Here is a 26,138-nt window from a genome sequence, read left to right as displayed (position 1 = left end):
TGATTCAGTTGATCCCTATGCCCGTAGTTGCATCCGTACAGAGGTCGTTGCACGTCGCGGTACAAAACTGCGTCAGGGGCTTCATCCGGCAAATACGTAGATTTGCCTAATCCGTTGATTTATATAGATTTGCAGGGTTTTACCTGCGTACTTTTGCTACGTGGATGTACGTAGCAAGAGCGATCGTATCTGCGTTCTGTCAAGGCCTGCGGGTCAGACAGGCTCGCCAAAAATAACACTAACCTTCAAAACGACAACCAGTTATGAAATTATCCACGACCGCACCCTCCTGGCTGATCGTCGGCCTCGGCAACCCCGGAGCGAAGTATGCCGCAACCCGGCATAACATCGGTTTCATGGTCGTCGACGAACTGGCCAGGCAGCACGACGCCGAGTGGAAGGAGCCGTCGTCGTTGTGGCAGGAGGCATCGTATCGTCATGCAGGACAGAGCGTTCTTCTCGTGAAGCCCCTCACCTACATGAATGACTCGGGACGTGCCGTGAAGCACCTTCTCGGCCTGCATCGCCTGGGCCCGGACCGCGTCGTGGCCATCGTGGACGAATACAACTTCCCCACCGGCAGGATCCATCTCCGGTCTTCAGGAAGCGATGGCGGACACAACGGACTGACGTCCATGATCACGGAACTGGGCACTCCCTCGTTCTGGAGGTTGCGTTGCGGTATCGACAGGAAGTTCGGTCCAGGTGGGCTCGTCGACTACGTCCTCGGTGCATTCCCTGCCGATGAAGAGGAAGCCCTGCGAACGATGATCACCAGTGCGGTGAAGGCGGTCGACGATATCGTCCGCATCGGTGCGGAACGTGCGATGCAGGGTGTGAATACGCAGCAGCAATCGCCGACACCCTGATGCGATGGGTACAGGTAATGCACGGTACTACGATCTCTTGATGACGACGAGCGTCTTGTCGTCCTGATAGCCTGCGCCCGCACTGTAGAGCTGGATCTCCTCGAGCAGACGGTGTGCGAGCAGTTCCGCGGAAACGTCGTGATTATCCGCGACGAACCGCTGCAGACGTTCCTCACCATAGAGGCTGCCGCTCCTGTCCTGTGCCTCGGTGATTCCGTCCGTATACAGCAACAGGATATCGCCACTGCCCATATTGATATTCTCGACCCGGAACGGTTGTTCCTCGACGATACCGAGGATGCCCCCGGTCGGCTGGAGCAGTGTCGTCGTTCCCGTTGCGGCGTTGTAGTGCACGGGCGGGCAATGTCCGGCATTCGCATACAGTACCAGACCGTTCGCCGAATGCGTCAGCTCGCAATAGCATAGCGACACGAAGCGTTCGAACGGGAACGTGTCGTAGATGAGGGTATTCAGTCGTGCGATGAGGGACGAAATCTTGGTGTGGAAGCTTACCCCCATGCGCAGCGCCCCGCTCACGAACAGTGCCTGCACGGCAGCGGGCAGTCCCTTGCTGGCCGCATCGCTGATCACGACTCCAAGCCTGTCCTTGTCTTCTTCGGGAGGATAGAGATAGTCGAAATAGTCACCACCCACGACGCTGTCGGGTAGCGAGATACCGTAGAGATCGTATTGCTTGAAGCGGAGTGCATGGTCGGGCACCAGTCCGCGCTGGATCTCCCAGGCCTGGTCGAGGTCGTGCTGGAGCTTGCGTTCGCGCTGTGCCGACTGCATGTTCCGCAATGCCGTCGTGGCCGCACTGCCGACCACGACGATCGTATCGTAGAATTCCTCATTGAGATCGTGGGCCGTGAAAGCCATGGCGTAACGGAACAACGGACCGGACGGGCAGCGTACGACGTCGCCCACGCCCGTCAGCGAATAGACCCTCTTTCCGCGAACGTCCTCATCCGATCCCGAGGCCACCAGCGTCTTGCGCTGGGCGAGCTGGGCCATGGCCGGCATGTCCTCGAGGGTCCGGCGCGTTCCTTCGTTGAGGAATTCCATTTCGCCGTACTGGACACGCAGGATGTAGGTCTCGTTCTTCGGATCGAGTTCCCATACGCGTCCTCCGGTCATCACCAGTTGTGCGTTGTCCACGATGTCCCTCACCAGTGATCCGAGCAGTTCGACCGGATCGCGGTAGTCGTGGGACAGCAGTTTATCGATGAGCTTGTAGGTGGCCCGCTGGTGCAGACCGATATTGGAACCGGGATTCATGCGGTAGGAGGAAAATATCCGTCTGATGCGATCACACGTTGTACGAGTTCGGCTTGGCGGACAGTGGGAACGATCTCGGCGAGATGGTCGTAAAGATATTCCAGTCGAGCATTCTCGGAATCCATCTCGATCAGATGCTGCTTCTGATCCGTGTTGAGGCCTGACTTCGGCGCCATGTAGAACGAAGGTGCGGAGGTCGACGTTCCCTTCGTATCGAACAACCTGGCCGACGTTCCATAGACGAGTTCGACGATCTGGTTGTAGAGATCGGCACAACGGGCGATGAGGTTCGTATCGACCGGCACGTCTTCGTCGTCGAGGAACTCCACTTCACCGACGACGTATGGGGCGTCGTCTTCCTTCACTCCAAGGAGCCGGAAGCGCTGCACGCCTTCCACCATGACGTCCATGCGTCCATCCTCATACTGCTGTGTGAGGGAGGTGACGCGTGCAGCGCATCCGATCGGATAGAGATGTCCTTGCTCGACCAGATTGACACCGAACACCTTGCCTTCCGTCATGCATTCGCTTATCAGCGCGCGATAGCGCGGCTCGAAGATGTGCAGAGGCACCTGCGATTGCGGAAAGAGGACGAGGTTGAGCGGGAAGAGGCCGAGTAGCATGAGCTTACTTCGCGAACTTCTTGTACCGTGCGTTGATGCGCCCCCAGTGGAGGTTGTTCAGGAAGCTGTCGATGTATGCGGCGCGGCCGGGACCGCTCTTGTGATAGTAGGCGTGTTCGAACACGTCGCACGAAATCAGCGGGATACCGCCCCAGATCGCGCCATAGTGATGTTCGTCCACGAGTACGTTGAGCAGACGGCCGGAATAGAGCTGATCGATGCAGAGCACGCCCCAGCCCGAAAGCTTGGCGGCCAGTGCCGTGGCCTTGAAGTCGGCTTTCCATGCATCGAACGATCCGAATTCCTTCGTGATGGCAGCTACGACGTCAGGGCCCTTCGCCGGATCACCGTCGCCGCCGAGAACTTCCCAGTAGACGTCATGAAGGACCGTACCGGCGTGATTCCACGTCTGACGGCGCTTCAGTTCACCGAAGTCGCTCCAGTTGCCGTTGGCGAGGGACTTGTCGGCGTTCGGCAGGGCGGCTTCGATCTTGTTGAGGAACGTCACATAGCCCTTGTGGTGCGTATTGTAGTGCCAGTCCGTGGTCTCGGGTGACACGACATCCTTGAGCAGCTCCTTCGCTTCTTCGTCGCTGTAGGGACGCGGATTGAACTTCCATTCGTACGACATCACTGGATCCTGAATGGTTGGAGAATAGGTTAGACGCCGAACGATGAACCGCAACCACAGGTCTTGGTTGCATTCGGATTGTTGAAAGTGAAGCCCTTGCCCATGAGGCCGTCGCTGAAGTCCAGCGTGATGCCCATGAGATAGAACATGCTCTTGGTATCGATGAACATCCTCACGCCTTCGGCTTCGAGAACGCGGTCGTTCTCACGCGAGGACGCATCGAATCCGAGCGTATAGGACATGCCGGAACAGCCGCCGCCCTTGACGCCCAGCCGGAGGCCGTAGTCGTCGGGAATGCTGTTCTGTTCCTTGATCTTCTTGATTTCGGCCAGGGCCTTGATCGAGACATTGATGTTGTCGTGCTCATCCGTGCCGGTGATTCCGGTAGGAATGGAGACGCTGTCGGCTCCGAGGATTGCTACGGACATGGCAGTGCGATCAGGTTGTGAGTGTAGGTTGATTCAATTTCACTTGAACGATATGTCTGTTGCCGACGAGTTCGGCTACGGACATGGAGGAGAATGTCGTCGTGATGCGCTCCTGCAGGATCGCGAGCGGACCGCGGATCGTGCAGCAGTGCTGTACGCTGCAGTCGTGTTCCGTCTCGTCCTGGCAGTCGACGATCGCCTGCCGGCCCTCCACGGCTTCGATCACGTCGGCGATGCTGATCTTCTGCGGAGCTACGGCCAGGACGTAGCCACCGCGCACGCCCTTCGACGAGCGTACGTAGCCGGCATGTCCCAACTGCTGCAGCACCTTGGCCACGAGCGTGAACGATATGTTGAAACGTGCGGCCACGTCCTTGGCCGAGACGACCGTCTCGGGCTGGCGCGCCATTTCCTGCACGGCCAGCAGAGCGTATTCGACGCGTTTGGAGAGCTTGAGCATGGTTATTGATCGTAGTCGGCGAAACATCCATCCGTGAGCGGATGGGATTGACAGGTGAGGATGTAGCCCTCTTCCATTTCATCGTCGCTCAATGCTTCGCGCTCGTCCATCACGACGCGCCCGGTCGTGAGCTTCGCACGGCACGTGCAGCAGGCTCCGATCTGGCAGGCGAACGGCGGATCGACGTTCTCGCGGATCGCCGCCGTCAGGATGGTTTCGTCGGGATGCACTTCGAACGTATGCTCCTGGCCGTAGAGGCGCACGGTCACGGTACGCGTCACGATTTCATCGCCGGCGTCCGTGGGCGCTACCTGGTCTCTCTGTTCCATATCGTCCTTCGTCAACGTGAAGTATTCGCGGTGTATATGACGATCATCCACCCCACGTTCGTGGAGGACGTCGAGAATACCCTGCATCATGCCCTGCGGACCGCAGATGAAGAATTCGGAGATGGCCGGATCGGGCACCCAGGACCGTATCAGAGTACGTACGGTATCCGGCTCCATCCGTCCCGCGATGGCCTCGCGTGCGGATGATGCCGTATCCTCGAGTATGTGGACGATACGCAGACGGTCGCCGTAGTCGGTCCTGAGCTTCTGCAACTGGCCGTCGAACATGATGGACGCCTCGTTCCTGTTCGCATAGAGCAGCGTGACCACGCTGCCCGGCTCCACCCTCAGGATGCTCTTCAGGATCGACAGCAGCGGCGTGATCCCTGATCCGCCACCGAACAGCACGTAGTGCCGTGCATGGTCGGGCTGCAGCTCCCTGGTGAAGTTGCCCATCGGAGGATAGACCTCGATGCTGTCGCCGACACGTACGCGGTCGTTCAGCCAGCCCGAGACGACGCCGTCATTGATGCGTTTGACGCCGATCGTCAGCGGTTCGTCGAGTACGGGGCTGCTGCACAGCGAATAGTTGCGGCGATGACTCACGCCATCCACATCCACGCGTACGGTAATGTATTGTCCCTGCTTGTACTGGAAGACCGGCTTCAGATCGTCGGGAACGGCGAACGTGATGGCGATGGCATCAGGGGTTTCCCTGCGGACGTCGGCGATGGTGAGCGTATGGAATCGAACGGACATCAGAACAACCCGATTTGAAACAAAGCGGCCTCGGACATCATGGTCTTGTCCCACGGCGGATCGAAGGTAATCTGTACGGTCACGTCCGTGACGCCTTCCACGGACCTGGCCTTCTGTTCGACTTCGGCAGGTAGCGACTGGGCGGACGGACAATTGGGAGTCGTCAGCGTCATGAGAATATGCACGGCCGCCCCGTCGACGACGCGAACTTCGTAAATCAGTCCGAGTTCGTAGATATTGATCGGGATCTCGGGATCGTAGATCGTCTGTAACGCTTCGATAACCTTGTCCCGCAGATGCGCGTCAGTGTTCATGCCGGACGTCCTTTCTGCATGGCCGAGAAGGCGAGTGCGTACAACTTTATCTGTTTGAGCATGGCAACCAGCCCGTTCGCACGGTTTTGGGAGAGATGCTGTTCCAGGCCGATACGTTGGATGAAATCGGTCGGCGTGGCCACGATCTCCTGCGGCGTGCGGTCATTGTAGATGGACATGAGGAGTGCGATCAGCCCCTTCACGATGAGGGCATCGCTGTCGGCTTCGAAATGGACGAGGTTGCCGTCGAACGAGGGAAACAACCATACCTGGGACTGACATCCCTTGACCTGATAGCGCTCGCTCCGGTGTTCTTCCGGATACGCGGCCAGACCCTTGCCCATGGAGATGAGCTGGGCGTAGCGGTCCTCCCACGATGGCATCGTGTCGAAGGTCCGGATCAGGTCGTCGATCGTCGCATCGATGGTCATCGCAGCATTCTCACGGCCTTGTTGACGGAATCGACCAGGATGTCGACCTCTTCACGCGTCGTGTGGCAGGCGAAGGAAGCACGAGCCGTGGAGGTCACGCCGAAGCGCTCCATCAGCGGCTGCGTACAGTGGTGTCCGGTCCTGATGGCCACCCCCATGGCATCGATCAGCGTACCGATGTCGTGGGCATGGACACCGTCGACCACGAAGGAGACGATGCCGAGTTTTCCGGGGGCGTTGCCGATGATGCGCAGCCCGTCGATCGACGTCAGTCCGGTCGTCGCTGCCGTCGTGAGTTCACGCTCGTGCTCGAGCAGCATCGCATGATCGATGTCCATGAACCATCGTATCGCAGCAGCGAGCCCGGCGGCACCGGCGATGTGCGGGGTACCGGCTTCGAAGCGCATCGGGACGTCGTTGTAGGTCGTCTTCTCGAAGGACACCCGCGAGATCATCGATCCCCCCCCCTGATACGGCGGCATGGCGTTCAGCACATCGTATCGGCCGTAGAGGATTCCGAAGCCCGTCGGACCGTAGAGCTTGTGCGCGGAGAAGACGTAGAAGTCGCAGCCGATGGCCTGGACGTCGACGGCAACGTGGGGCACTGCCTGCGCGCCATCGACGAGCGTAGCGGCACCGTACCTGCGAGCCATGGCGCATATGGCCGCGACGTCATTGACGGTCCCAAGCGTATTGGAGACATGCGTTACGGCGACCATCCGCGTACGTTCGTTCATCATCGACGCACAGGCGTCCATGTCCAGCGAACCGTCGTCGTGGATCGGCACCACACGCAAGGTCGCTCCCGTACGTTCACAGAGCATCTGCCACGGTACGATATTGGCATGATGTTCCATGTACGTCACGAGGATCTCGTCGTCGTTTCCCACGTTGGCCGCTCCCCATGCCGAAGCCACGAGGTTGATGCCTTCCGTCGTTCCCTTCGTGAACACGATCTCTTCCATACGCGCGGCATGCAGCAGCATGGCCGCCATATGACGTGCATCCTCGTAGAGACCTGTCGCCTCCGCCGCGAGCGCGTGAGCGCCGCGATGGACGTTGCTGTTCGACACCGAGTAGTACGAGGCGATGGCATCGATCACGACCTTGGGCTTCTGTGCCGTGGCCGCCGTGTCGAGATAGACGAGTGGGCGATCGTGCACCGATCGTTCGAGGATCGGGAATTGCTCCCGGAGATGCGATATGATATCCTGCTGTAGCATCACGACGGTCAATCCCGCCAGGATTCCAGTTTGTTCTGAATGCGTTCTTCGATGAAGGTGCGCAGCCCTTCATGTTCGAGATGGGACGTCACGTCCGCAGCGAAGGCGAAGGTGAGCAGCGCGCGCGCGTCGTCGACGCCGAGTCCACGGGAGCGGAGGTAGAAGATGGCTTCCTCGTCGAGTTGGCCGCTCGTGGCTCCGTGGGAGCACTTCACGTCGTCGGCCCATATCTCGAGCTGCGGCTTCGCATTCACCTGTGCGCCGTCGCTGAGCAACAGCGTATGATTCGATTGATAGGCCGTCGTCTTCTGTGCCTGCGGACGCACGTAGATCTTGCCGTTGAACACGCCCGTCGACGATCCGTTGTAGATGCCCTTGTAGAGCTCTTCACTATGACAGTACGGCACGGTATGGTCCACGACGGTGTGATTGTCCGCATACTCCTTGCCATCCAGCACGGATACGCCGTAGAGATATCCCTCGGCCGTGGGATGGAGTAATCTGATGGACAGATCGTTCCGCGTGAAGGCACCACCTGTACACGACGTCATACATACTGCCTTGGCTGCCTTGTCGAGATGTACGCCGGTATATCCGATATGATGGCCGAGCGATACGTCGTCGACGAGCTTCGTGTAATTCACATGACTTTCTTCGGCACCGAAGATCTCCGTCACGGCAACACCGAGAGCGGCATGGGTCCCGACGGTATGATGCGATTCGATGACGTGCAGCGACGAAAAGGCTTCGGCGATGATGAGGATACGCGGCGTGTGCAGCACGTTGTTCGACGGCGACGTGCCGATGATGACGACATGCACCGGACGGTCGACGATCGTCCTGACATCGACCTTGATGACCATGCCGCCATGGGCTATGGCCGTGTTCAGGGCCACGAAGGGATGCGTATCCATCGGCAAGGTCGTGTTGATCTTCTCCCGCACCGATGCATCGCCTGCGACCAGTTCATCCGTCAGCGGGAGGACATGGAGCCCTTCGACACCGTTCGGCAGTGTCGACGACGCGGCATCGAAGATGCCGTTGACCATGACGATCTTCCATGCATCGACGCCGGGCAGCGGCGGAACGGACGCGGGTGCGAAGTCCGCAGGCCCTTCGGCGGGAACGAAGTCGAGTCCCATGAGGGGCATGAGATTCGTATACTTCCACTCTTCATGCCTCGTCGTCGGCACACCCTGGCGCGTATAGGCTTCGAGGGCATTGCGTCGGGCCGTATGCAACGGACCGTCGGCATGACCGTTCACGTGACGCTCGCGCGACACGAAGGCACTCTGGACATCGCTGCTGAATCGTTCGATACTCATGATCAGGCTCCTACCGGGGAATCCTGCTTGATCCAGTCGTATCCCTTCTCTTCGAGTTCCAGAGCCAGCTCCTTGCCTCCCGATCGCACGATGCGACCGTTCCACAGTACGTGTACGACGTCGGGAACGATGTAGTTGAGCAGTCGCTGATAGTGCGTGATCAGGACGAAGGCATTGTTCGGTGTCCTGAGCGCGTTGACTCCCTCGGCGACGATGCGCAGGGCATCGATGTCGAGGCCGGAGTCCGTTTCATCGAGCACGGCGAGCGTCGGTTCGAGCATCGCCATCTGGAAGATCTCGTTGCGCTTCTTCTCGCCACCGGAGAATCCTTCGTTGAGCGAACGGCTCAGGAAGGACTGGTCCATCTCGACGAGCTTCATCCGCTCACGCATGAGGGCCAGGAACTGTGCCGGTTCGAGGGGCGGGAGGCCACGGTGCTTGCGCATCTCGTTCACGGACGTCTTCAGGAAGTTGGCCGTGGATACGCCGGGAATCTCCACCGGATACTGGAAGGCGAGGAACATGCCTTCGCGCGACCGTTCTTCCGGAGACATCTCGAGCATGTCCTTGCCGTTGAAGGTGACGCTGCCGCCGAGCACTTCGTAGTCCTCACGGCCGGCCAGTACGGAGGCCAGCGTGGACTTGCCCGACCCGTTCGGTCCCATGATGGCGTGGACTTCTCCCGGATTGACGGTCAGCGTGATCCCTTGCAGGATCTCGCGTCCTTCGATACCGGCCCTCAGATTCTTGATCTCGATGATGGACATGACTGGACTTGAAATACGTGATTGTGATTCGATCCTGATACGGGCCTTAACCTACGCTGCCTTCCAGGGAAATGGCCAGAAGCTTCTGCGCTTCGACGGCGAACTCCATGGGCAGTTGATTGATCACGTCGCGGCAATAGCCGTTCACGATCAGGGCTACGGCTTCTTCGGTGGCGATGCCACGCTGATTGCAGTAGAAGAGGATGTCCTCGCCGATCTTCGACGTCGTGGCTTCGTGTTCCACGATGGCATTCCTGTTGGCGACTTCGAGATACGGGAAGGTGTGAGCCCCGCACTGGTCGCCGATGAGAAGCGAGTCGCACTGCGAGAAATTCCGCGCATTGGCGGCCTTCTTGAGCACCTTGACGAGGCCGCGGTACGAGTTCTGGCTCTTGCCGGCCGAGATACCCTTGGAGACGATGCGCGAACGCGTGTTGCGCCCGATGTGCGTCATCTTCGTACCGGTATCCGCCTGCTGCATGTTGTTGGTGACGGCGACGCTGTAGAACTCGCCCACCGAATCGTCACCCTTGAGCACGACGCTGGGATACTTCCAGGTGATGGCCGAACCCGTTTCCACCTGCGTCCATGAAATCTTCGAACGGGGGCCTTCACAGATCCCGCGCTTGGTGACGAAGTTGTAGATGCCCCCGTTGCCGTGCTTGTCTCCGGGATACCAGTTCTGGACCGTGGAGTACTTGATCTCGGCATCCGTATGCGCCACCAGTTCGACGACCGCCGCATGGAGCTGGTTCTCGTCGCGTTGCGGCGCCGTACAGCCTTCGAGGTAGCTCACGTAGCTGCCCTCGTCGGCAACGATCAGCGTGCGTTCGAACTGGCCGGTGTTACGGGCATTGATGCGGAAATACGTGCTGAGTTCCATCGGGCAGCGCACGCCCTTCGGGATGTAGCAGAACGAACCGTCACTGAAGACGGCACTGTTCAGGGCTGCGTAGTAGTTGTCCGTCGCGGGTACGACGGAACCGATGTAACGGCGGACAAGATCGGGATGCTCCCTGACCGCTTCGCTCATGGAGCAGAAGATGATCCCCTTCTCCTTCAGCGCTTCCTGGAAGGTCGTTTTCACGGAGACACTGTCCAGAACTGCGTCGACGGCCACACCTGAAAGCAGTTTCTGCTCTTCGAGAGGGATGCCCAGTTTGGCGAAGGTCGCCAGCAATTCGGGATCGACTTCATCGAGGCTGTTCAGCTCGACCTTCTTCTTCGGAGCCGCATAGTAGATGATGTCCTGGAAATCGATCCTGGGATAATGCACGTTCGGCCAGACAGGCTCCTTCATCGTCAGCCAGTGGCGATAGGCCTTCAAACGCCATTCGAGCATCCACTCGGGTTCTTCCTTGCGGGCGGAAATGAATCGGACGACGTCCTCGCTCAGCCCTTTCGGGAGGAGGTCCTGCTCGATATTCGATTCAAACCCGTATTTGTATTCGCTCTGGACGACGTCGTCCAGCACCTGTTGATCGTTAGCCATAGTGGTGTCCACGCGGATTCAGAGCCGCAATATACGACTTTTTTAGTCCGCTTTTGGCGCGGTAAAAACGGGGCGTATTACCCCGTTTTTCCAGTCAGTCCACTATGACGATCCGTAGGCTGCTTCGTTGTATGCCGGAATCGGCCATGAGATAGTAGGTGCCAGCGGCAAGATGACGGACGTCTACGTCCATACCGGCCACTTCACCGGCCCCCGCATATTCCCATAACGTCCGGCCCGTCATGTCGAGCAGGCGCAGGTGGACGGTGCCATCCGTCACCGAATTCATCGAGACGGTGAATCGTCCGGAAGCCGGATTGGGATGGACGGCCACGACGGCGGAAATCTCCGTATCGTCGGCGACCGATACGGCACCGTTGACCTTCACGATGACGGTCCGTGTGGCGGTATCACCGCAACGGGACGTGATGAAGCAACGATATGCGCCGCCATCCCGTACCGAGGCCGAGGGAATATCGAGGGTTCCGCCGGAATACGCGGGAAGCACCATTCCGTCCTTCTCCCACCTGTAGGTGAGCTGTTCGCCACGGGCTTCCACTGCAAGCCGGACGGGCTGGCCAGCATCGACCGTGACGTCCGTGGGTTCGTGGACGATGGCGATGCCCGCACCGATCGACAGGATAGCCGGCTGGGACGTCTGGCCCACACCGCAGACTCCGTTGACGAGGACATCGTACGTTCCTGCCTGAGTGGCCGATTCGGCCACGACGGTCAGGACATTGTCCGTAGCCCCATTGATGGGCGAGCCGTTGCGACGCCATTGATATCGGGGATTCGTCCCGTCGGCCTCGACACTGAAGGTCACCGATGAACCAGGACATACCTTGGCCGACGACGGCTGCCGCGTGATATGGGACGGCATCACGATGGTGAGATCGGGCTCCGTGTACGAGAGATGGCCACGGGTCGACCTGACGGCAACCGCCCATTTCGCGTTCGGATCCAGTCCCATCGGTGGCGTCCATATCACGGAATTCGCTGGCGTTCTGGGAGTGATGACCGTATGTTCGACACCGTCATGAAGCAACACGACGGAATATTCCTGGTTGGCGGGCATTCCTTCCGTCGTCCAGGAAATGCTGATCGCGTTCTCCGCACATAGACTCTGTCCGCCGCGCGGCGTCGTCAGTTGCACGAAGCCGAAGGCATACTTGACGACGAAACCGTCGGTCGTCGGTGCCTCGCCCGCATTCTCGAAGGTACCGTCCGCCGCGACGACACTGGGTGATGACGTGACGCCACCGAGGTAGACGTCACCGCGACTGTCCTTGCAGATGGCGAGCACCTGATCGGTATCCTGCCATCCCATCAACGTCGCGAAGAACTGCGTGCTGGTGTTGAGCGAAAGCAGGAAGGCATCCGTGGCCCCGCTCATCTGTCCCGTCGATCCTGCGCCCATCGATTCGATGTCCCTCGACGTCGTCGAACCGGCGATGAGGCAGACGTCCTGATTCGCCATCGCGATCGCCGTCGGTACGTCGTCGCCCCTGCCGCCGTAGTAGGTGGAACCTACGAGGGTCTTGCCGTCTTCGGTGAGCTGGGCCAGGAATATGTCCTTGCCTCCACGGAATGCCGTCTGCAGGCCGGAAACCATCGGGAGATCGGGCGACGTCGTCTCGCCGACGACCATCACGCGATTCCTGCTGTCGACGGCGACGCCGCGTCCGACTTCGTTGTCGTTACCACCGAAGAACGTGGAGAAGATCAAGCCTCCCCCATCGATCATGAACTTCGTCACGATCGCGTCCGTCGTACCGCCGTTGTAGGTCCAGTCGTACGGCCGGCTCTGTTGCCAGACCCATGGATCGTATTTCGGATATGTCTCGTAGTTCTGGGACGTCGTATAGCCGGTGACGATGACGGCGGAATTGTTCGGCACGCACAGTGCCGTGAACTCCTCGTCGCCTTCGCTGCCGAAGTACGACGCATAGCCGATACCGCTTCCGATGCCCTGGACCTTCATGATGAAGCCGTCGAGCCCACCGTTATGGGTATGGTCGTAGGCACTGTTCAACGGGAAGCCCGACGGCGACGACGTGCTGCCGCAGATGAAGATGCTCCTGGTACCGTCCAGGGCCACTGCCTTGGGATGTTCGTCCTTGCTGCCGTTGATGTAGCATCCGAATCTGAGCGTATCGAGTCCGGGCGACAGCTTCACGATGAAGCCGTCGATTCCGGCCGAATACGTCTGGCCGATCGATCCCTTGATCATCGGGAAGTTGGTGGACTCCGTTTCGCCGATGACGACGATGTCCCCTTCGGAGTCGACCGCCAGAGCGGTCGCCCCGTCGTTCCTCGTTCCGCCGATGAACGTCCATGCGTGGATCGTCTTCAGATCGGACGACATGACGCAGACGAAGGCGTCTTCCGATCCGCCATGCTCGGACTGCAGGCCTCCCTGTGCGAGAGGCTGCAGGGTCTGGGTCGACGTTCTTCCACAAACGGCGACCCGACCATTAGGCATCGTTGCGATCCCGGTGATGGACTCTTCCTGGTCCCCACCGAACAGTCTTGCATGAACGAGTGGTTTTCCCGCCGTATTCGCCCTGGCGGTCACACACATAGCGGCGGCGAATGCCACCACAACAATTACGTGTCTCCCGACACGTGCCCGGATTGTAGAGAGGTGTAGCATGCTCGCAATAAACGAAAAAGGTTGATAATAACTACATCGACCTTTCCACTGGTGGTTCTTCCGTGAGTTGGGTACCGATCATCGTGCCACGACTCCACGAACTGCATCATGGAGACCACCGCCGTTGATCTCGAAGAGATAGACGCCCCCGCCCAGCTCGCCGACCGGAATGTCGAGTGTGCGCAGGCCCGCATCGACGTTACCGAGATCGACCACCGACACGACGCGGCCACGCTCGTCCACGACGCGCAGCGTAGCTGCGGAAGAGGTGCGGAACGTGCATTGGATGCGGACGACGTCGGAGGCAGGCGTGGGACCGAGCAGACGGATGGCCGAAGCGGCGACGGCAGGCTCTTCATCGACGCCTACGGTCGTAACGCTCACCGTCACCGCGTCGGACGTAGCGGTTCCGCATGTACCGGTCACGACGCACTTGTAGGATCCTTCATCGAACTGCTGTGCGGACGACACCGTCAACTGACGGGCCGTACCCTTCGGTGCGGGAATGTTCTCGTCGTTGAGTTTCCATTGATAGGTCAGTCCCCCGCCCGACGCTTCCACGGAAAGCGTGAAGGGAGAGTTCTTCTCGACGGTGACGTTCTCCGGCTGCTTCGTGATGGCCGTCGCCGCAGAGACCGAAACTTCCACCTGATGGCTCGTCACCGACGGATTGCAGGCACCGGTCACGACGACGTCGTACTTGCCGGCGCTCGCGGCGGACAGGGACGGAATGACGTAGGTAGCAGCGATCGCACCGTTGATGTTGCCGCCGTTACGGCGCCATTGATAGCGGATATTCGTGCCCTTCACATCTACGGAAAGCCTGGCCTCGGCACCTTCGCAACCGGAGACTGCCTGCGGCTGCGTCGTGATGGCCGGCGGTGCGTTCAGCGTGAACGTCGCAGCACTGACGCTGAGATGGCCGCGCGAAGACCAGAGACGGATCTTGTACTGACCTCCGGGAACCAGCGACGTGTCGGGCTTCCAGAGATAGGTCTTCGCCGTGATGTCCTTGGCCAGTTCCTTCCAGGTCTGACCGTTGTCCGGAGAAAGCTCGAGCATGTACGTATCCACGGCTCCTTCGAGGACGCCCCACGAAATCGCCTGGTTCGTACCGATGCACCATGCTTCTCCACCACGCGGAACCTGCAGGTCCATCGTGCCCTTGGCGTACTTCATGAGGAAGCCGTCGGTCGCACCTCCGCCGTATCCACCCTGGAAGGGCGTGAGGCCGGAAGGCACGTCGGTCGATGTCGTATAACCTCCGACGTAATAGTCGTCGTTGGCGTCGACGACGACGTCCGTCGGCGTGTCGTTGCCACTGCCGCCGAATACCGTGGCGAACTTCAGGGCCGCCGTCGAGACCGAGGCCACGAAGGCATCCACACCGCCCTTGCGTTCGCTGCTGGAACCGGCGCCTTCGACCTTGAGACCAACCGATGTCGTCGTTCCGACGATCACGGCTCCGTTGGCGGCATCCGGCTCGCACCGGGCCACGATTTCGTCGCCCGTACCACCATAGTAGGTACAGCCCACGAGTTCCTTGCCGTCGTCGGAAATGATCGTGAAGAAGGCATCCTTGCCACCGGCCCTGGTCTGCTGGAATCCGGCCGTTGCAGGAAGGTCGTTGGACGTGGTTTCACCGACGGCATAGACACGGCTCAGGGCGTCGGTATAGACTCCCCTGCCGACATCGTCGCCTGCACCGCCGAAGTAGGTCGAGAATTCCAGTCCACCGTCATTGGCACGGAACTTCACGATGACGGCGTCGGACGCACCGCCGTTATAGGTACGGTCGTACGGACGCTGGTTCTGGTTCCACATGGTAGGCTTGGGGAACGTCTCGAACGTCGTCGAATTCGTCAGACCCGTCAGGAAGATCGCTCCCGTGCCGTCGACGGCGACGTCGGTGAAGTACTCGATCCCGTCCTTGCCGAAGTACGTCGAGAACCTGTAGGTAGCACCGGCCGTGGCGATCTTGGTGAGGAAGCCATCCGTCTGTCCGCCGAACGTCCGTTGATATCCGTTCGTCGTCGGGAATCCGGTGACAGAGGTCGTCGAACCGCAGATGATGATGTTACCCTGGTCGTCGACGGCCATGGCATAGGGGATGTCTTCCTTGCCTCCGCCGACGTACGTGCCGAGCAGGAGATTCGTGGCCGTGGCGTCGAGCTTTGCGACGAAGACGTCGGTACCGCCCACGTACATCTGGCCTACGGAACCGGACGTCACCGGGAAGTCCGTCGATACCGTCTCGCCCGTGACATAGATGTTGCCCTGCGCGTCGACGTCGAGATCGGCGGCCCTGTCGTCGTTGGCACCACCGAGGAAGGTGTAGTGCAGGACGCGGGACAGCGTGGGATCCATGATGGCGACGTAGGCGTCCTGTCCGCCCTTCATCGTGCTGCTGTACTCACCGGCACTTTCGGGGAAGCTGATCTTCCACGTCCATCCGGCGACGGCGATGTTGCCGCCCGGCATCCTCTTGATGGCCACGACACGGTCTTCGTTGTCGCCACCGATGTAGGAACCGTAGACGACGGGATCGATCGTGAGATGTCGTGACGTGTTATAGTCGGGAATGTCGAAGCGTATGCCGTCACCAGTCGCCATGAACCGTGCATTCACGCCCTTGGCCTTGTTCCCTTCCTGATAGGCGAAGAGATCGGACATGATGATCTGGCCGAAGCGCGTACCGACCTTCAGCGTCGTGTTCTCGACGTCGACGCTCGGATGACCCTCGAAGGCCAGGTTGACCTTGCGCAGATCGGCGCCTGGACGGATGTCGAGGTCGTAGCGCACGTTGCCGTTTTCGATGTAATAGACTGCGTCGATGCCGGGATAGAGGTCGCGGATACGGACGCGCTTGTAGATCGGAACTTCCTGGCTCCATTGCTCGGGGCGCTGGGACGTGATGTAGTTCACGCGGGCACGAGCTTCACCTTCGCCGACCACCGAGGCGCGGGATTCGTCGATACCCTTCCATACGGCCCTGATGACATGGCCTTCGCGCGTCGCGCTCGCGGCCTGGATCAGGAACTGGTCGAATACCAGACCTTTCCTGGTGATCCATACATTGAGATTCGGCGTCCTGGCCATGAAGAGCACCTCTTCCGGCCATTGCCCCTTGTTCATGAGGAAGCCGACCTTACGGACCGTGGACGGCATCGTCGTAGCGGCGCTTATCCCCACCATCGCTACGATCCCCAAGATGATGGCCATTGCTTTCCTGGCCCCTAAAGAATGGCGTACACAACTGATCACACATCCCTCCACTGAAGTATTTTTGCCCCGAACTCCAACCAGTAAGAACAACGGACAGAGCGTTTCGTTACCAATCGGAAACACAATGATACGACTTGCGGTGAATATTGATCATGTGGCCACGATTCGCGAGGCCAGAGGCGGATTGGAGCCCGATCCCGTCCATGCGGCCGTACTCGCCGAACTGGCCGGAGCGTCGGGCATCGTATGCCACCTGAGGGAGGACAGGCGCCACGTGAACGACCGGGACGTCCGCGTCCTGCGTGACACCGTCAGCACGAAATTCGACCTGGAAATGGCAGCCGTGGACGAGATCATCTCCATCGCCCTGGACGTCGTACCGGACCTTGTCACGATCGTGCCTGAAAAACGTGAGGAACTGACGACGGAAGGCGGCCTGGACGTCGCCGCGCAGCCCCATTTCTACAAGGACCTGTGCTCGCTGATGCACGACAAGCTGATCCAGGTGAGCTACTTCATCGACCCCGTTCCCGCACAGATCGAAGCCGTGGCCCGGACGGGAGCCGAGATCATCGAGCTGCACACGGGAACCTATGCCAATGCCCGCACGCGGACGGCAGCCGAGGCGGAACTTACGCGCCTGCGCCTCGCCGCCGAAATGGCGCAGGACGCGGGGCTGATCGTGACGGCAGGACATGGCCTGGATATCCGGAACATCGGCCCTGTCTGCGGCATTCCCCAGATCGAAGAAGTGTCCATCGGACACAGCCTGATATCGAGGGCCGTCTTCCTGGGTATGGAGCGCGCTGTACGGGAAATGATCGAGGCCATCGCCGCAGTACCCAATTCCTGATGGCGACCGGCGGAAAACAGACGAGCCGACTCCCTGCATAAGGGAGTCGGCTCGCATCGTATCCGGATAATGAGAACGTCCTAGTCGCGGCCCGCGAGCGATGCCTTGACGAAGTCCCGGTTCATCTGGGCGATGAATTCGGCACTGATGCCCTTCGGGCAGGCGGCTTCGCATTCGTAGTGATTCGTACAGGAACCGAATCCTTCGGAATCCATCTGCAGCACCATGTTCATGGCACGCGTCGAACGTTCGGCCTGTCCCTGGGGAAGGGATGCAAGGTGGCCGACCTTTGCACCGACGAAGAGCATGGCCGACGAATTCGGGCAGGCGGCGACGCAGGCACCGCAACCGATGCAGGCGGCGGCGTCCATCGCGCGATCGGCATCGTGCTTCGAGATCGGAATGGAATTGCCGTCCTGGGCATTGCCCGTATTCACGGTAACGAAGCCACCTCTCTGGATGATGCGGTCGAAGGATCCGCGGTCGACGACGAGGTCGCGCAATACCGGGAAGGCCTTCGCGCGCCACGGCTCGATATAGATTTCGTCTCCGTCCTTGAACGAACGCATGTGCAGTTGGCATGCGGTCGTACGGGCCATCGGTCCATGAGGGCGGCCGTTGATCACCATACCGCACGTGCCGCATATCCCTTCACGACAGTCGTGGTCGAAGGCCACAGGATCCTCGCCCTTGCCGAGCAGTTCTTCGTTGAGAACGTCGAGCATTTCCAGGAAGCTCATGTGTTCGCTGACGTTGTCGAGGTCATAGGACTTCAACATGCCTGAAGCGTTCGGTCCGGCCTGACGCCAGATATGCAGGCGTAGTCTCATTACTTGTAACTCCTGGTTGCGAGGTGCACATTTTCGAATTCGAGGGCCTCCTTGTGCAGGACGGGCTTGCTGCCCACACCCGTGTACTCCCAGGCGGCTGCATAGCAATAGTCCTGGTCGTTCCGGCGCGCCTCACCGTCTTCCGTCTGATATTCAGTACGGAAATGGCCACCGCATGACTCGTTGCGATGGAGGGCATCGTAGCAGAGCAGCTCGCCGAATTCGAGGAAGTCGGCCACGCGCGTCGCCAGTTCGAGCGTCTGGTTCAGCGACTCGCCTGTACCGGGGATGTGGAGGTTCTGATAGAATTCCTCGCGCAGTGCGGGAATGCGTTGCAGTGCGTCCTTCAGACCGGCTTCGTTCCGTGCCATACCGCACTGGTCCCACATGATCTTGCCGAGCTCGCGGTGGAAGGATGTAGGCGTACGCTTGCCGTTGATCGACAGCAGGAGCTTGATCCTGTCTTCGGCTTCCCTGGCTGCCGCACGCGCTTCGGGCATGCCGGCATCGACCTTCTCGAGACCACCCTGGGCGAAGTATCCGCCGATGGTGTAGGGAATGACGAAGTAGCCGTCGGCCAGACCCTGCATGAGTGCCGATGCGCCGAGACGGTTGGCACCGTGGTCGGAGAAGTTGGCTTCGCCCAGGACGAAGAGGCCCGGGACGTTGCTCATGAGGTCGTAGTCGACCCACAGACCGCCCATCGTATAGTGGACGGCGGGATAGATCCGCATGGGGACGTTGTAGGGGTTTTCGCCCGTGATCCGTTCGTACATCTCGAACAGGTTGCCGTAGCGGTCCTCGATGACTTCCTGGCCGAGGCGCTTGATGGCATCGGAGAAGTCGAGATAGACGCCCAGACCGCCCGGGCCTACGCCACGACCGTCGTCGCAGGCTTCCTTCGCCGCACGCGATGCGATATCGCGGGGCGAGAGATTGCCGAACGACGGATACTTGCGTTCGAGATAATAGTCCCGTTCGCTTTCGGGAATCTGATCGGGCGAGCGGGTATCCCCCTTCTTCTTGGGCACCCAGATACGGCCGTCATTACGCAACGACTCCGACATGAGGGTGAGCTTGGACTGATAGTCGCCACTCTGGGGAATGCACGTTGGGTGGATCTGCGTATAGCAGGGATTCGCGAAGAGAGCACCGCGCTTGTGGGCACGATATGTGGCCGTGACGTTGCAGGCCTTGGCATTCGTCGACAGGTAGAAGACGTTACCATAGCCGCCGGTCGCGAGGATGACGGCATCGGCCATGTGCGTCTCGATCTTTCCGGTCACGAGGTCGCGAGTCACGATACCGCGGGCACGTCCGTTGACCATGACGAGGTCCATCATCTCCTTCTTGTTGTGGAGATGCACCTTGCCGAGGCCCACCTGACGGCTCAGGGCCTGATAGGCTCCGAGGAGGAGCTGCTGGCCCGTCTGCCCCCGCGCGTAGAACGTCCGCGACACCTGGGCGCCACCGAACGAACGGTTGGCCAGATAGCCGCCGTATTCACGGGCGAACGGCACACCTTGTGCGACGCACTGGTCGATGATGTTGACGCTGACCTGGGCCAGACGGTAGACGTTGGCCTCGCGTGCGCGGAAGTCTCCGCCCTTGACCGTATCGTAGAACAGACGCCAGATACTGTCGCCGTCGTTCTGGTAGTTCTTGGCGGCATTGATGCCGCCCTGTGCTGCGATGGAGTGGGCGCGGCGCGCGGAGTCGTGATACGTGAAGGCGTGGACGTTATATCCGAGTTCGGCCAGCGTTGCCGCTGCCGAGCCACCGGCCAGGCCGGTGCCGACGACGATGACGGTATACTTCCGCTTGTTGGCCGGATTCACGAGCTTCAGATCGGCTCTGTGCTTGTCCCATTTCTGTTCGATGGGGCCGCTGGGAATATTGCTCTTCAATTCCATGGGTTTCCTGACTCTCTTCCCTTATTTCACAAGTCCGAACAGAATAGCTACCGGAATCGAACTGAAGCCGAGGGTCAGCAGCAGTCCGAGCGCCGGGCCGATCGTACGTATCACGGGAGTGACGCGGGGATTGGTGATACCCAGCGTCTGGAATGCGCTCGATACGGCATGGTTGAGGTGCATTCCCATCAGGATCATCGCAACGATGTAGAGGATGGCGATCAGCGGTTCGTGGAAGCTCTCCACGACCATCCGGTAGACGTCGTGACGTCCGAGCGCATCGACGTGATGCGAGTAGTCCGGATGAGCGATTCCCCACGTGAAATGAGCGAGGTGGTAGAGGAGATAGACGAGCAGCATGGTGCCCGACAGCAGCATCGTGCGCGAGGCGAGCGTGGAGCGCCTGGGTTCCACCTTCACGTACTTCTCGGGGCGAGCGGCACGGTTACGTGACGCCAGACTGAATGCCGAAAGAATGTGCAGGATGAAGGCGACGACCAGCCCCGATCTCGCTACCCATATCGCCGAGCCATGCAGCATTTCGCGAAGTTCCACGGCATAGGCGTTGGTGTGTTCGGCCCCCAGGAACACCAGCAGGTTCCCGCTCAGATGCGCCACCAGAAACAGCACCAGCATGATCCCGGTAATGGCCATCACCCACTTGGTAAAAATCGTGGATCGCCATACCTCCGAAAACGCTCTCATGTATGTCCTCGTACGTTGTAGTCCTGCGTGCACCGGCTCCCTGAACACTCCGCACGCCCAGAAGTGCCGCCAAAGTTACGAAAGGCACGGAGAACGTCCCGATGAAGACGCTGCAACCTTCATTCCCGGCCGTCGTAACTTGCCCCTCGATCATCATTCCATTGCCTCCGGACACAGCATGCCTTTTCTCAGCGTCTCGAATGTCACCAAACGATTCGGCACCCACCTGGCCAACGACGATGTGAGTTTTTCCGTCGAACCGGGACGCATCTTCGGCCTTCTCGGACCCAACGGTGCCGGCAAGACGACGCTCATCCGCATGATCACGAACATCATCATGCCGGACGAAGGCCAGTTGCTCCTGAACGGCAATCCGGTATCCGCCGTACAGCAGAACTTCATCGGCTACCTGCCCGAAGAACGCGGCCTGTACAAGAAACTGAAGGTAGGAGATCAGCTCGTCTATTTCGGACGTCTGAAGGGATTGACCGCAGCCGATGCCCTGCAACGTGCACTGTGGTGGCTGAACCGCATGGACGCCAACGGCTGGGAGACGAAGAAGGTCCAGGAACTGTCGAAGGGCATGCAGCAGAAGGTCCAGTTCATCTCCACCATCCTGCACGAACCGTCACTGCTGATTCTCGACGAACCGTTCAGCGGACTCGACCCGCTGAATGCCGACGTCCTGATCGGCGTCATCAAGGAGCTGCAGCAGCGCGGCACCACGATCCTGCTTTCGACGCATCAGATGGATCAGGTGGAAAAACTCTGCGATGACATCGTCCTGATCAACAAGGGACGGATCATGCTCGAGGGCTCGGTGCGCGAGGTAAAGGCCCGTCAACGACAGAACCGCATCCATTTCAACTTCGACGGGAACGGTGAAGCCCTTTCCACGATCGCGGGCACATCCGTCATCTCGTCATCCATGGGTCGTGCCGAGCTGCGCTTCGATGAAACGACGACGAGCGATGCCGTCCTCCGCAAGGCCGTGGACCTCGTCCACGTCACGCGGTTCGAAGTGGCCGAACCGTCGCTGCACGACATCTTCATCGAAACGGTGAAGCAGGCGTAAGGGTCACCAGGCCGTCGTGCCCACGATGAAGAGACCGTGATAGCCGATGGACGTCTGCGGAACGGGATGATATTGTCCGAGTGCATAGAAGTACCGCAGCCGCAGGACTCCGCGCTGGAACGTGCCGATGTAGAGATCGGCACAGATGAAGGGTCTGATGTCCGCCGCACCACGGCCACCGGCATATCGCGAACCCGACAGCATGGCGCCGGCGCCTATGGCCCCTCCGATGATGGGCGACGTCCGTTCATCCGTCCATTCTTCCGTGCTCAACCGGAAACCGACGGGAATATGGATCTGGTCCACCGACAGCCCGGATGCCAGGCCGAAGCCTGCGACGGGCTGGACCATCGCGGACAATGTGATACCTCCCGCCTGATGGAGCGGAGCGACGACTCCGATGCCCACACCGACGCTGCCGTGCGAAGTCGTCACACCAGCGGAATCGACGGATGCGAGCAGCGATCCAAGCACAAGCTCGACTTCTGCCTTCTTCCGCTGCTGGGCAAGGGCATCGCTACCCGTCGCGAGTAACAGCATCATCGATCCGAATACAGCGGCTATCTTGCACATATCATGCGTAATCGTCTCGTCCGTTTCATTCTCGCCGCCGCCGTCCTTCTCGCACTCGCAGCGGCCGTTCTATGGTGGCAGTTGTCACGTAGGATAACGGATGACCCGCAACGATTCGTGTATGTCCCGCGCGGCTCGAGTGTCGTCGCAGCCGTCGACACGATCGACGCCCAATGCTCCCTGCCGTCGGCTTCCCTCGTCTCGTTGAGCGCACGGGTGCTCGCGCGCCTCAGCGGCCGGACGATACAGTCGGGCTGGTACGTGTTCACGGATACCTCGACGCAGCTCGACGTCCTCAAGGCCCTCTTCAGCGGACATCTGCGTCCGACACGACGCGTTACGATTCCCGAAGGACTGCACATCCGCGAGATCGGTGGCATCGTAGCCCGGGCACTCGACATCGACTCGGCGAGCTTCGTCGACATCGCCGAACGCGATTCCGTCCAGCGCTCCTTCGGTGTCGAGGGAACGTCCATGGAGGGCTACCTCAAACCTGATACCTACGAATTCTTCTGGCGTGAAGACGCCACCGTCGTCGTGACCCGCATGGCCCGCGAATTCCAGTCGATGTGGAATCGGGAATGCGAAGGACTTCTGGCATCAAGTGGCCGGACGAAACACGAGATCGTCACACTGGCATCGATCGTCCAGGCCGAAGCCGCCACGACGTCCGAAATGCCGCGTATCGCCGGAGTGTATGCGAACCGTCTGTCACGCGGCATGCGCCTGGAAGCCGACCCCACGGTACAGTACGGACTCGGCCAGCGTCGGCGTCTGCTCTATCGCGATCTCGACGATGCGAGCCGGTACAATACCTACGTGGTGGAAGGGCTGCCGCCAGGTCCCATCAACAATCCAGGACTCGAAGCATTGCGCGCGGCACTGCGCCCCGAAGAGCACGACTACCTGTTCTTCGTGGCACGGGGTGATGGTTCTGGCCTGCATACCTTCGCACGGAACGGCCAGGAACATCTGCTGAACGTACGCCGTTACCGCAGGAACCGGTCACTCGCTCCACGCCCGTGACCTCATTCCCCTCTTGTCGCGCGCCTGGATACGGAAGGAGAACGGGCGTGACCCGTCCTTGCGTTCGATATCGAATTCGATGATCCATGCAGGTGCAGCCGGATCCCTGTCGTTCGCCCGGTAGTTGTTGCCGTAGAGCGTCTGGATGCGTCCGACGTTGCCGTCCAGGATGTCGAGCACCGGACGGTCCATCTTCGGACCGAAGTACTTGACGACGATACGTTTCTTCGTGCCACCGGCGACATCCTTCGCCGCCAGGATTTCCGGCGCATCGAACGAACGGATGCGGATCGGCACCGGGCTGCCGACGCGTTGGTCGTCGACGTAGCGCTCGAGATAGATGGTCTTGTTCGTATCGGAGACGGAGGGAGTATACCGGATCACATCGCCCGTCGTGCGCTGTATCTCACCACGTTCACCCTTCAGGATGGCCACGACCTCGACGCCCGGCATGGACGGCAGACGGGTCGCCAGTTCGGCCTCGACCCCCGGATAGATCGCTTCCGGGAGGGCCAGGGCCGCAAGAGGTTCGGCGGATACGACGAAGGAAGCGCTTCTGCTCTGCCCGTCGCGCCGCAGCAGCGTCACGTCCACGTTCAGCGTCCCCGATCTCGGTGCGATACCGTCGAGTACGACCGTACGGGTCGCGGCGTCCACATAGGAACGCACGGACGCCGAGCCATCGCCCGAAGCCTTCACGGCAGGAGCATTGGCCAGATCACGCGACACGTCGGCACCGCCCACGCTGATACGATTCGTCCACCGCGTTCCGTGCAGCACCGTGACGCGTTCACGGGCAGGCTGCACCCAGAATTCTCCCAGCATGGTCTCGCCGCCGAATGACGGCCCCCCTTCCCGGATCCTGATCGTATCGACCTTGCCAGGCAACTGGACGATGGCATTCGGAGCGGGCTTGTCGTCGACGACATAGGACAGCATGAACTGCGTACTTCCCTGGATGCGCAGGCCCGACGGTACGTTGTCGGATTCGTTGGCATTGGCCGTGGAAACGGACGTCGGCACGCCCATCGCCGTCAACGTTACGCGGAACGTCCGGCCGATGCCGCTCTGCATCAGTGCCGGGCGCCAGCGGAAGACGGCCGCGCTGCGCGAGGGATCGTGAACGAGGGAGAACAGTTGCGTCGCCGTATCACCGGCATTGATGACGATATCCTTGCCCGTCGTCTCGTCGAAGACGGTGGCCGAAACGCGGACGTCCGTAACGGCACCCGTGTATCGGATGACGTTCAGGGAGTCCTGCTGGACGAGGATCAGTTGATTGCCCGTATCGCGTACGGCTCTGCTCTCGAGGCGGACACGCTCCGGTTGCAGATCGAGACGCGAATAGTCATAGGGGGACGGCCCGGTCGGCTGGGTCTGGTCCGACGGATCGGGCATCAGCAATACGAGGGCCACGACGTACAGTACGAAGTAGATCTCGACCCGCCGGCGGTTACGGGGTCGGGCGGTCATCGCGCTGCAGGATGGTCTTGGAAAGGATACGGTCCAGTTCCGTGCGAACGAGGCGTTCGACTTCCTGGCGTTCCACGGCGTTCAGGCGTTCGGCGAGAATTCCGACACTGGAGGCGAACTGACCGAGGGCGAGGGTCGTTTCCTTCATCGATATCAGGAGTTCGGGATTGGGTGCGACGGCCTGGACGGCCGACTGCACGGAATCCCTGACCGAGCCGATCATCTGATCCTGACGTTCGACGATGTCCATCAGCGACGTCGAGATGGCTTCGAGCTGAACGGCCATCGCGGCATAGTCGCGTCCGATCTCGCCGAGCTCGCGAAGCAGCTCGTCCGTCATCGACGAACTTCCACCGTTGCCCGTCGCCCCGGCATCCGGTTCTTCGGGTGGGGTGAAGAACATCACGCCGAACAGGGCCACGAGAAGCAGTGCTTCGAGGATGACGCCTGCAACGACGAGGGCCGGCGTCTCGACGACGCGCGTACGGTTCAGACCGACGGCCACCAGCAGCATGGCGGCACCGAAATAGACGAAGGCATTGATCGGAGCGTAGTAGAACCGGTTCACCACTTCCTGCATCCACAACGACGTACCTGCCCACAGCCCGAGCGGGTGGAGGACGACGACGTTACGCCGCGTGAGGCGGAACAGCTCACGCTCCGTCGTGCATATCTGCCAGGTGATCTTGAGAGTTGCAACGGCGCTGAGCTGCCGTTCGAAGCGCAGCTCGCGATAGATGTCGCGGAGGAGGGTGCGCCCCTGGACGCTGGACAACGTTTCGAGTTGGGTCATGACGGATCAATGATAGGGAATTTTCCATCTCGCCCTGTTGCCGTCATCTTTGTGAATGTCGGTTGTCCTTGGTATTCTGTACGCTTC

At 60.2% G+C, this 26,138-nt stretch carries 24 protein-coding genes; 4 read left to right on the top strand and 20 right to left on the bottom strand.

Features of this window, described 5'->3' with window-relative positions; genetic code table 11:
• Positions 1-263 precede the first annotated feature (263 nt).
• Positions 264-869, top strand: a complete 606-nt coding sequence (locus tag BGO89_10525; GenBank protein OJX56947.1) for an aminoacyl-tRNA hydrolase — start codon at positions 264-266, stop codon at positions 867-869.
• A 27-nt stretch (positions 870-896) separates the two neighbouring features.
• On the opposite strand, the gene BGO89_10520 is transcribed toward BGO89_10525, so the two are convergent.
• The 14 genes from BGO89_10520 to BGO89_10455 all read right to left on the bottom strand — a co-directional run bounded on the left by BGO89_10520 (position 897) and on the right by BGO89_10455 (position 16,807).
• Positions 897-2,147, bottom strand: coding sequence for a hypothetical protein (locus BGO89_10520; protein ID OJX56946.1), 1,251 nt, complete (start codon positions 2,145-2,147; stop codon positions 897-899).
• Positions 2,144-2,770 (bottom strand): hypothetical protein, encoded by a 627-nt coding sequence (locus BGO89_10515; protein ID OJX56945.1) that lies wholly within the window; start codon positions 2,768-2,770, stop codon positions 2,144-2,146. The genes BGO89_10520 and BGO89_10515 overlap by 4 nt, the downstream gene beginning before the upstream one ends.
• 4 nt (positions 2,771-2,774) lie before the next feature.
• Positions 2,775-3,401, bottom strand: a complete 627-nt coding sequence (locus tag BGO89_10510) for a hypothetical protein (GenBank protein OJX56944.1) — start codon at positions 3,399-3,401, stop codon at positions 2,775-2,777.
• A gap of 29 nt (positions 3,402-3,430) precedes the next feature.
• On the bottom strand, positions 3,431-3,754 hold the full coding sequence (locus BGO89_10505) for a heme biosynthesis protein HemY (protein ID OJX57354.1): 324 nt from the start codon (positions 3,752-3,754) through the stop codon (positions 3,431-3,433).
• Positions 3,755-3,839: 85 nt separating this feature from the next.
• Positions 3,840-4,289, bottom strand: a complete 450-nt coding sequence (locus tag BGO89_10500; protein OJX56943.1) for a hypothetical protein — start codon at positions 4,287-4,289, stop codon at positions 3,840-3,842.
• Between the two features lie 2 nt (positions 4,290-4,291).
• Complete coding sequence (locus BGO89_10495; protein OJX56942.1) at positions 4,292-5,377, bottom strand: hypothetical protein; 1,086 nt, start codon at positions 5,375-5,377, stop codon at positions 4,292-4,294.
• The gene (locus BGO89_10490; GenBank protein OJX56941.1) at positions 5,377-5,691 is read right to left on the bottom strand and encodes an SUF system Fe-S cluster assembly protein; all 315 of its coding nucleotides are present in this window, start codon (positions 5,689-5,691) and stop codon (positions 5,377-5,379) included. The genes BGO89_10495 and BGO89_10490 overlap by 1 nt, the downstream gene beginning before the upstream one ends.
• Complete coding sequence (locus BGO89_10485; protein ID OJX56940.1) at positions 5,688-6,122, bottom strand: hypothetical protein; 435 nt, start codon at positions 6,120-6,122, stop codon at positions 5,688-5,690. The genes BGO89_10490 and BGO89_10485 overlap by 4 nt, the downstream gene beginning before the upstream one ends.
• Positions 6,119-7,345: a cysteine sulfinate desulfinase gene (locus BGO89_10480; protein ID OJX56939.1), complete on the bottom strand. Its 1,227-nt coding sequence runs from the start codon at positions 7,343-7,345 to the stop codon at positions 6,119-6,121. The genes BGO89_10485 and BGO89_10480 overlap by 4 nt, the downstream gene beginning before the upstream one ends.
• Positions 7,346-7,353: 8 nt before the next feature.
• The gene (locus BGO89_10475) at positions 7,354-8,670 is read right to left on the bottom strand and encodes a Fe-S cluster assembly protein SufD (protein OJX56938.1); all 1,317 of its coding nucleotides are present in this window, start codon (positions 8,668-8,670) and stop codon (positions 7,354-7,356) included.
• 2 nt (positions 8,671-8,672) lie between these two features.
• Entirely contained in the window at positions 8,673-9,431 is a 759-nt protein-coding gene (locus BGO89_10470) for a Fe-S cluster assembly ATPase SufC (GenBank protein OJX57353.1), read from the bottom strand.
• A gap of 52 nt (positions 9,432-9,483) precedes the next feature.
• Positions 9,484-10,929, bottom strand: coding sequence for a Fe-S cluster assembly protein SufB (locus tag BGO89_10465; protein OJX56937.1), 1,446 nt, complete (start codon positions 10,927-10,929; stop codon positions 9,484-9,486).
• A gap of 94 nt (positions 10,930-11,023) precedes the next feature.
• Positions 11,024-13,414 (bottom strand): hypothetical protein, encoded by a 2,391-nt coding sequence (locus BGO89_10460; protein ID OJX56936.1) that lies wholly within the window; start codon positions 13,412-13,414, stop codon positions 11,024-11,026.
• Between the two features lie 249 nt (positions 13,415-13,663).
• A complete protein-coding gene (locus BGO89_10455; protein OJX56935.1) occupies positions 13,664-16,807 on the bottom strand; it encodes a hypothetical protein in 3,144 nt (1,047 codons plus the stop codon).
• A gap of 127 nt (positions 16,808-16,934) precedes the next feature.
• On the opposite strand from BGO89_10455, the gene BGO89_10450 reads away from it, so the two are divergent.
• Positions 16,935-17,663: a pyridoxine 5'-phosphate synthase gene (locus BGO89_10450; GenBank protein ID OJX56934.1), complete on the top strand. Its 729-nt coding sequence runs from the start codon at positions 16,935-16,937 to the stop codon at positions 17,661-17,663.
• An 80-nt stretch (positions 17,664-17,743) separates the two neighbouring features.
• Here the strand turns inward: BGO89_10450 and BGO89_10445 are convergent, their stop codons facing one another.
• The 3 genes from BGO89_10445 to BGO89_10435 are packed head-to-tail and all read right to left on the bottom strand — an operon-like array spanning position 17,744 to position 21,111.
• Positions 17,744-18,493, bottom strand: coding sequence for a hypothetical protein (locus tag BGO89_10445; GenBank protein ID OJX56933.1), 750 nt, complete (start codon positions 18,491-18,493; stop codon positions 17,744-17,746).
• Positions 18,493-20,406 carry a succinate dehydrogenase flavoprotein subunit gene (gene sdhA, locus BGO89_10440; protein ID OJX56932.1) on the bottom strand — a complete coding sequence of 638 codons (1,914 nt, stop codon included), beginning with the start codon at positions 20,404-20,406 and terminating at the stop codon, positions 18,493-18,495. Before sdhA ends, BGO89_10445 begins: the two co-directional genes overlap by 1 nt.
• Positions 20,407-20,427: 21 nt before the next feature.
• On the bottom strand, positions 20,428-21,111 hold the full coding sequence (locus BGO89_10435) for a hypothetical protein (GenBank protein ID OJX56931.1): 684 nt from the start codon (positions 21,109-21,111) through the stop codon (positions 20,428-20,430).
• A 178-nt stretch (positions 21,112-21,289) separates the two neighbouring features.
• Between BGO89_10435 and BGO89_10430 the strand changes: the two genes are divergently transcribed.
• A complete protein-coding gene (locus BGO89_10430; protein OJX56930.1) occupies positions 21,290-22,186 on the top strand; it encodes a hypothetical protein in 897 nt (298 codons plus the stop codon).
• Positions 22,187-22,189: 3 nt separating this feature from the next.
• Here the strand turns inward: BGO89_10430 and BGO89_10425 are convergent, their stop codons facing one another.
• Positions 22,190-22,726, bottom strand: coding sequence for a hypothetical protein (locus tag BGO89_10425; protein ID OJX56929.1), 537 nt, complete (start codon positions 22,724-22,726; stop codon positions 22,190-22,192).
• Between the two features lie 36 nt (positions 22,727-22,762).
• Here BGO89_10425 and BGO89_10420 point away from each other — a divergent pair, with 36 nt between their 5' ends.
• The gene (locus BGO89_10420; protein OJX56928.1) at positions 22,763-23,785 is read left to right on the top strand and encodes a hypothetical protein; all 1,023 of its coding nucleotides are present in this window, start codon (positions 22,763-22,765) and stop codon (positions 23,783-23,785) included.
• Here the strand turns inward: BGO89_10420 and BGO89_10415 are convergent.
• Entirely contained in the window at positions 23,765-25,258 is a 1,494-nt protein-coding gene (locus BGO89_10415; protein ID OJX56927.1) for a hypothetical protein, read from the bottom strand. The two genes, BGO89_10420 and BGO89_10415, sit on opposite strands and share 21 nt — an antisense overlap.
• Positions 25,239-26,051: a hypothetical protein gene (locus BGO89_10410; protein OJX56926.1), complete on the bottom strand. Its 813-nt coding sequence runs from the start codon at positions 26,049-26,051 to the stop codon at positions 25,239-25,241. Before BGO89_10410 ends, BGO89_10415 begins: the two co-directional genes overlap by 20 nt.
• Positions 26,052-26,138: the final 87 nt, after the last annotated feature.

This window comes from Candidatus Kapaibacterium thiocyanatum, from assembly GCA_001899175.1.
Lineage (GTDB): Bacteria > Bacteroidota > Ignavibacteria > Kapaibacteriales > Kapaibacteriaceae > Kapaibacterium > Kapaibacterium thiocyanatum.
This window is presented reverse-complemented; position numbering and strand designations above follow the sequence as displayed.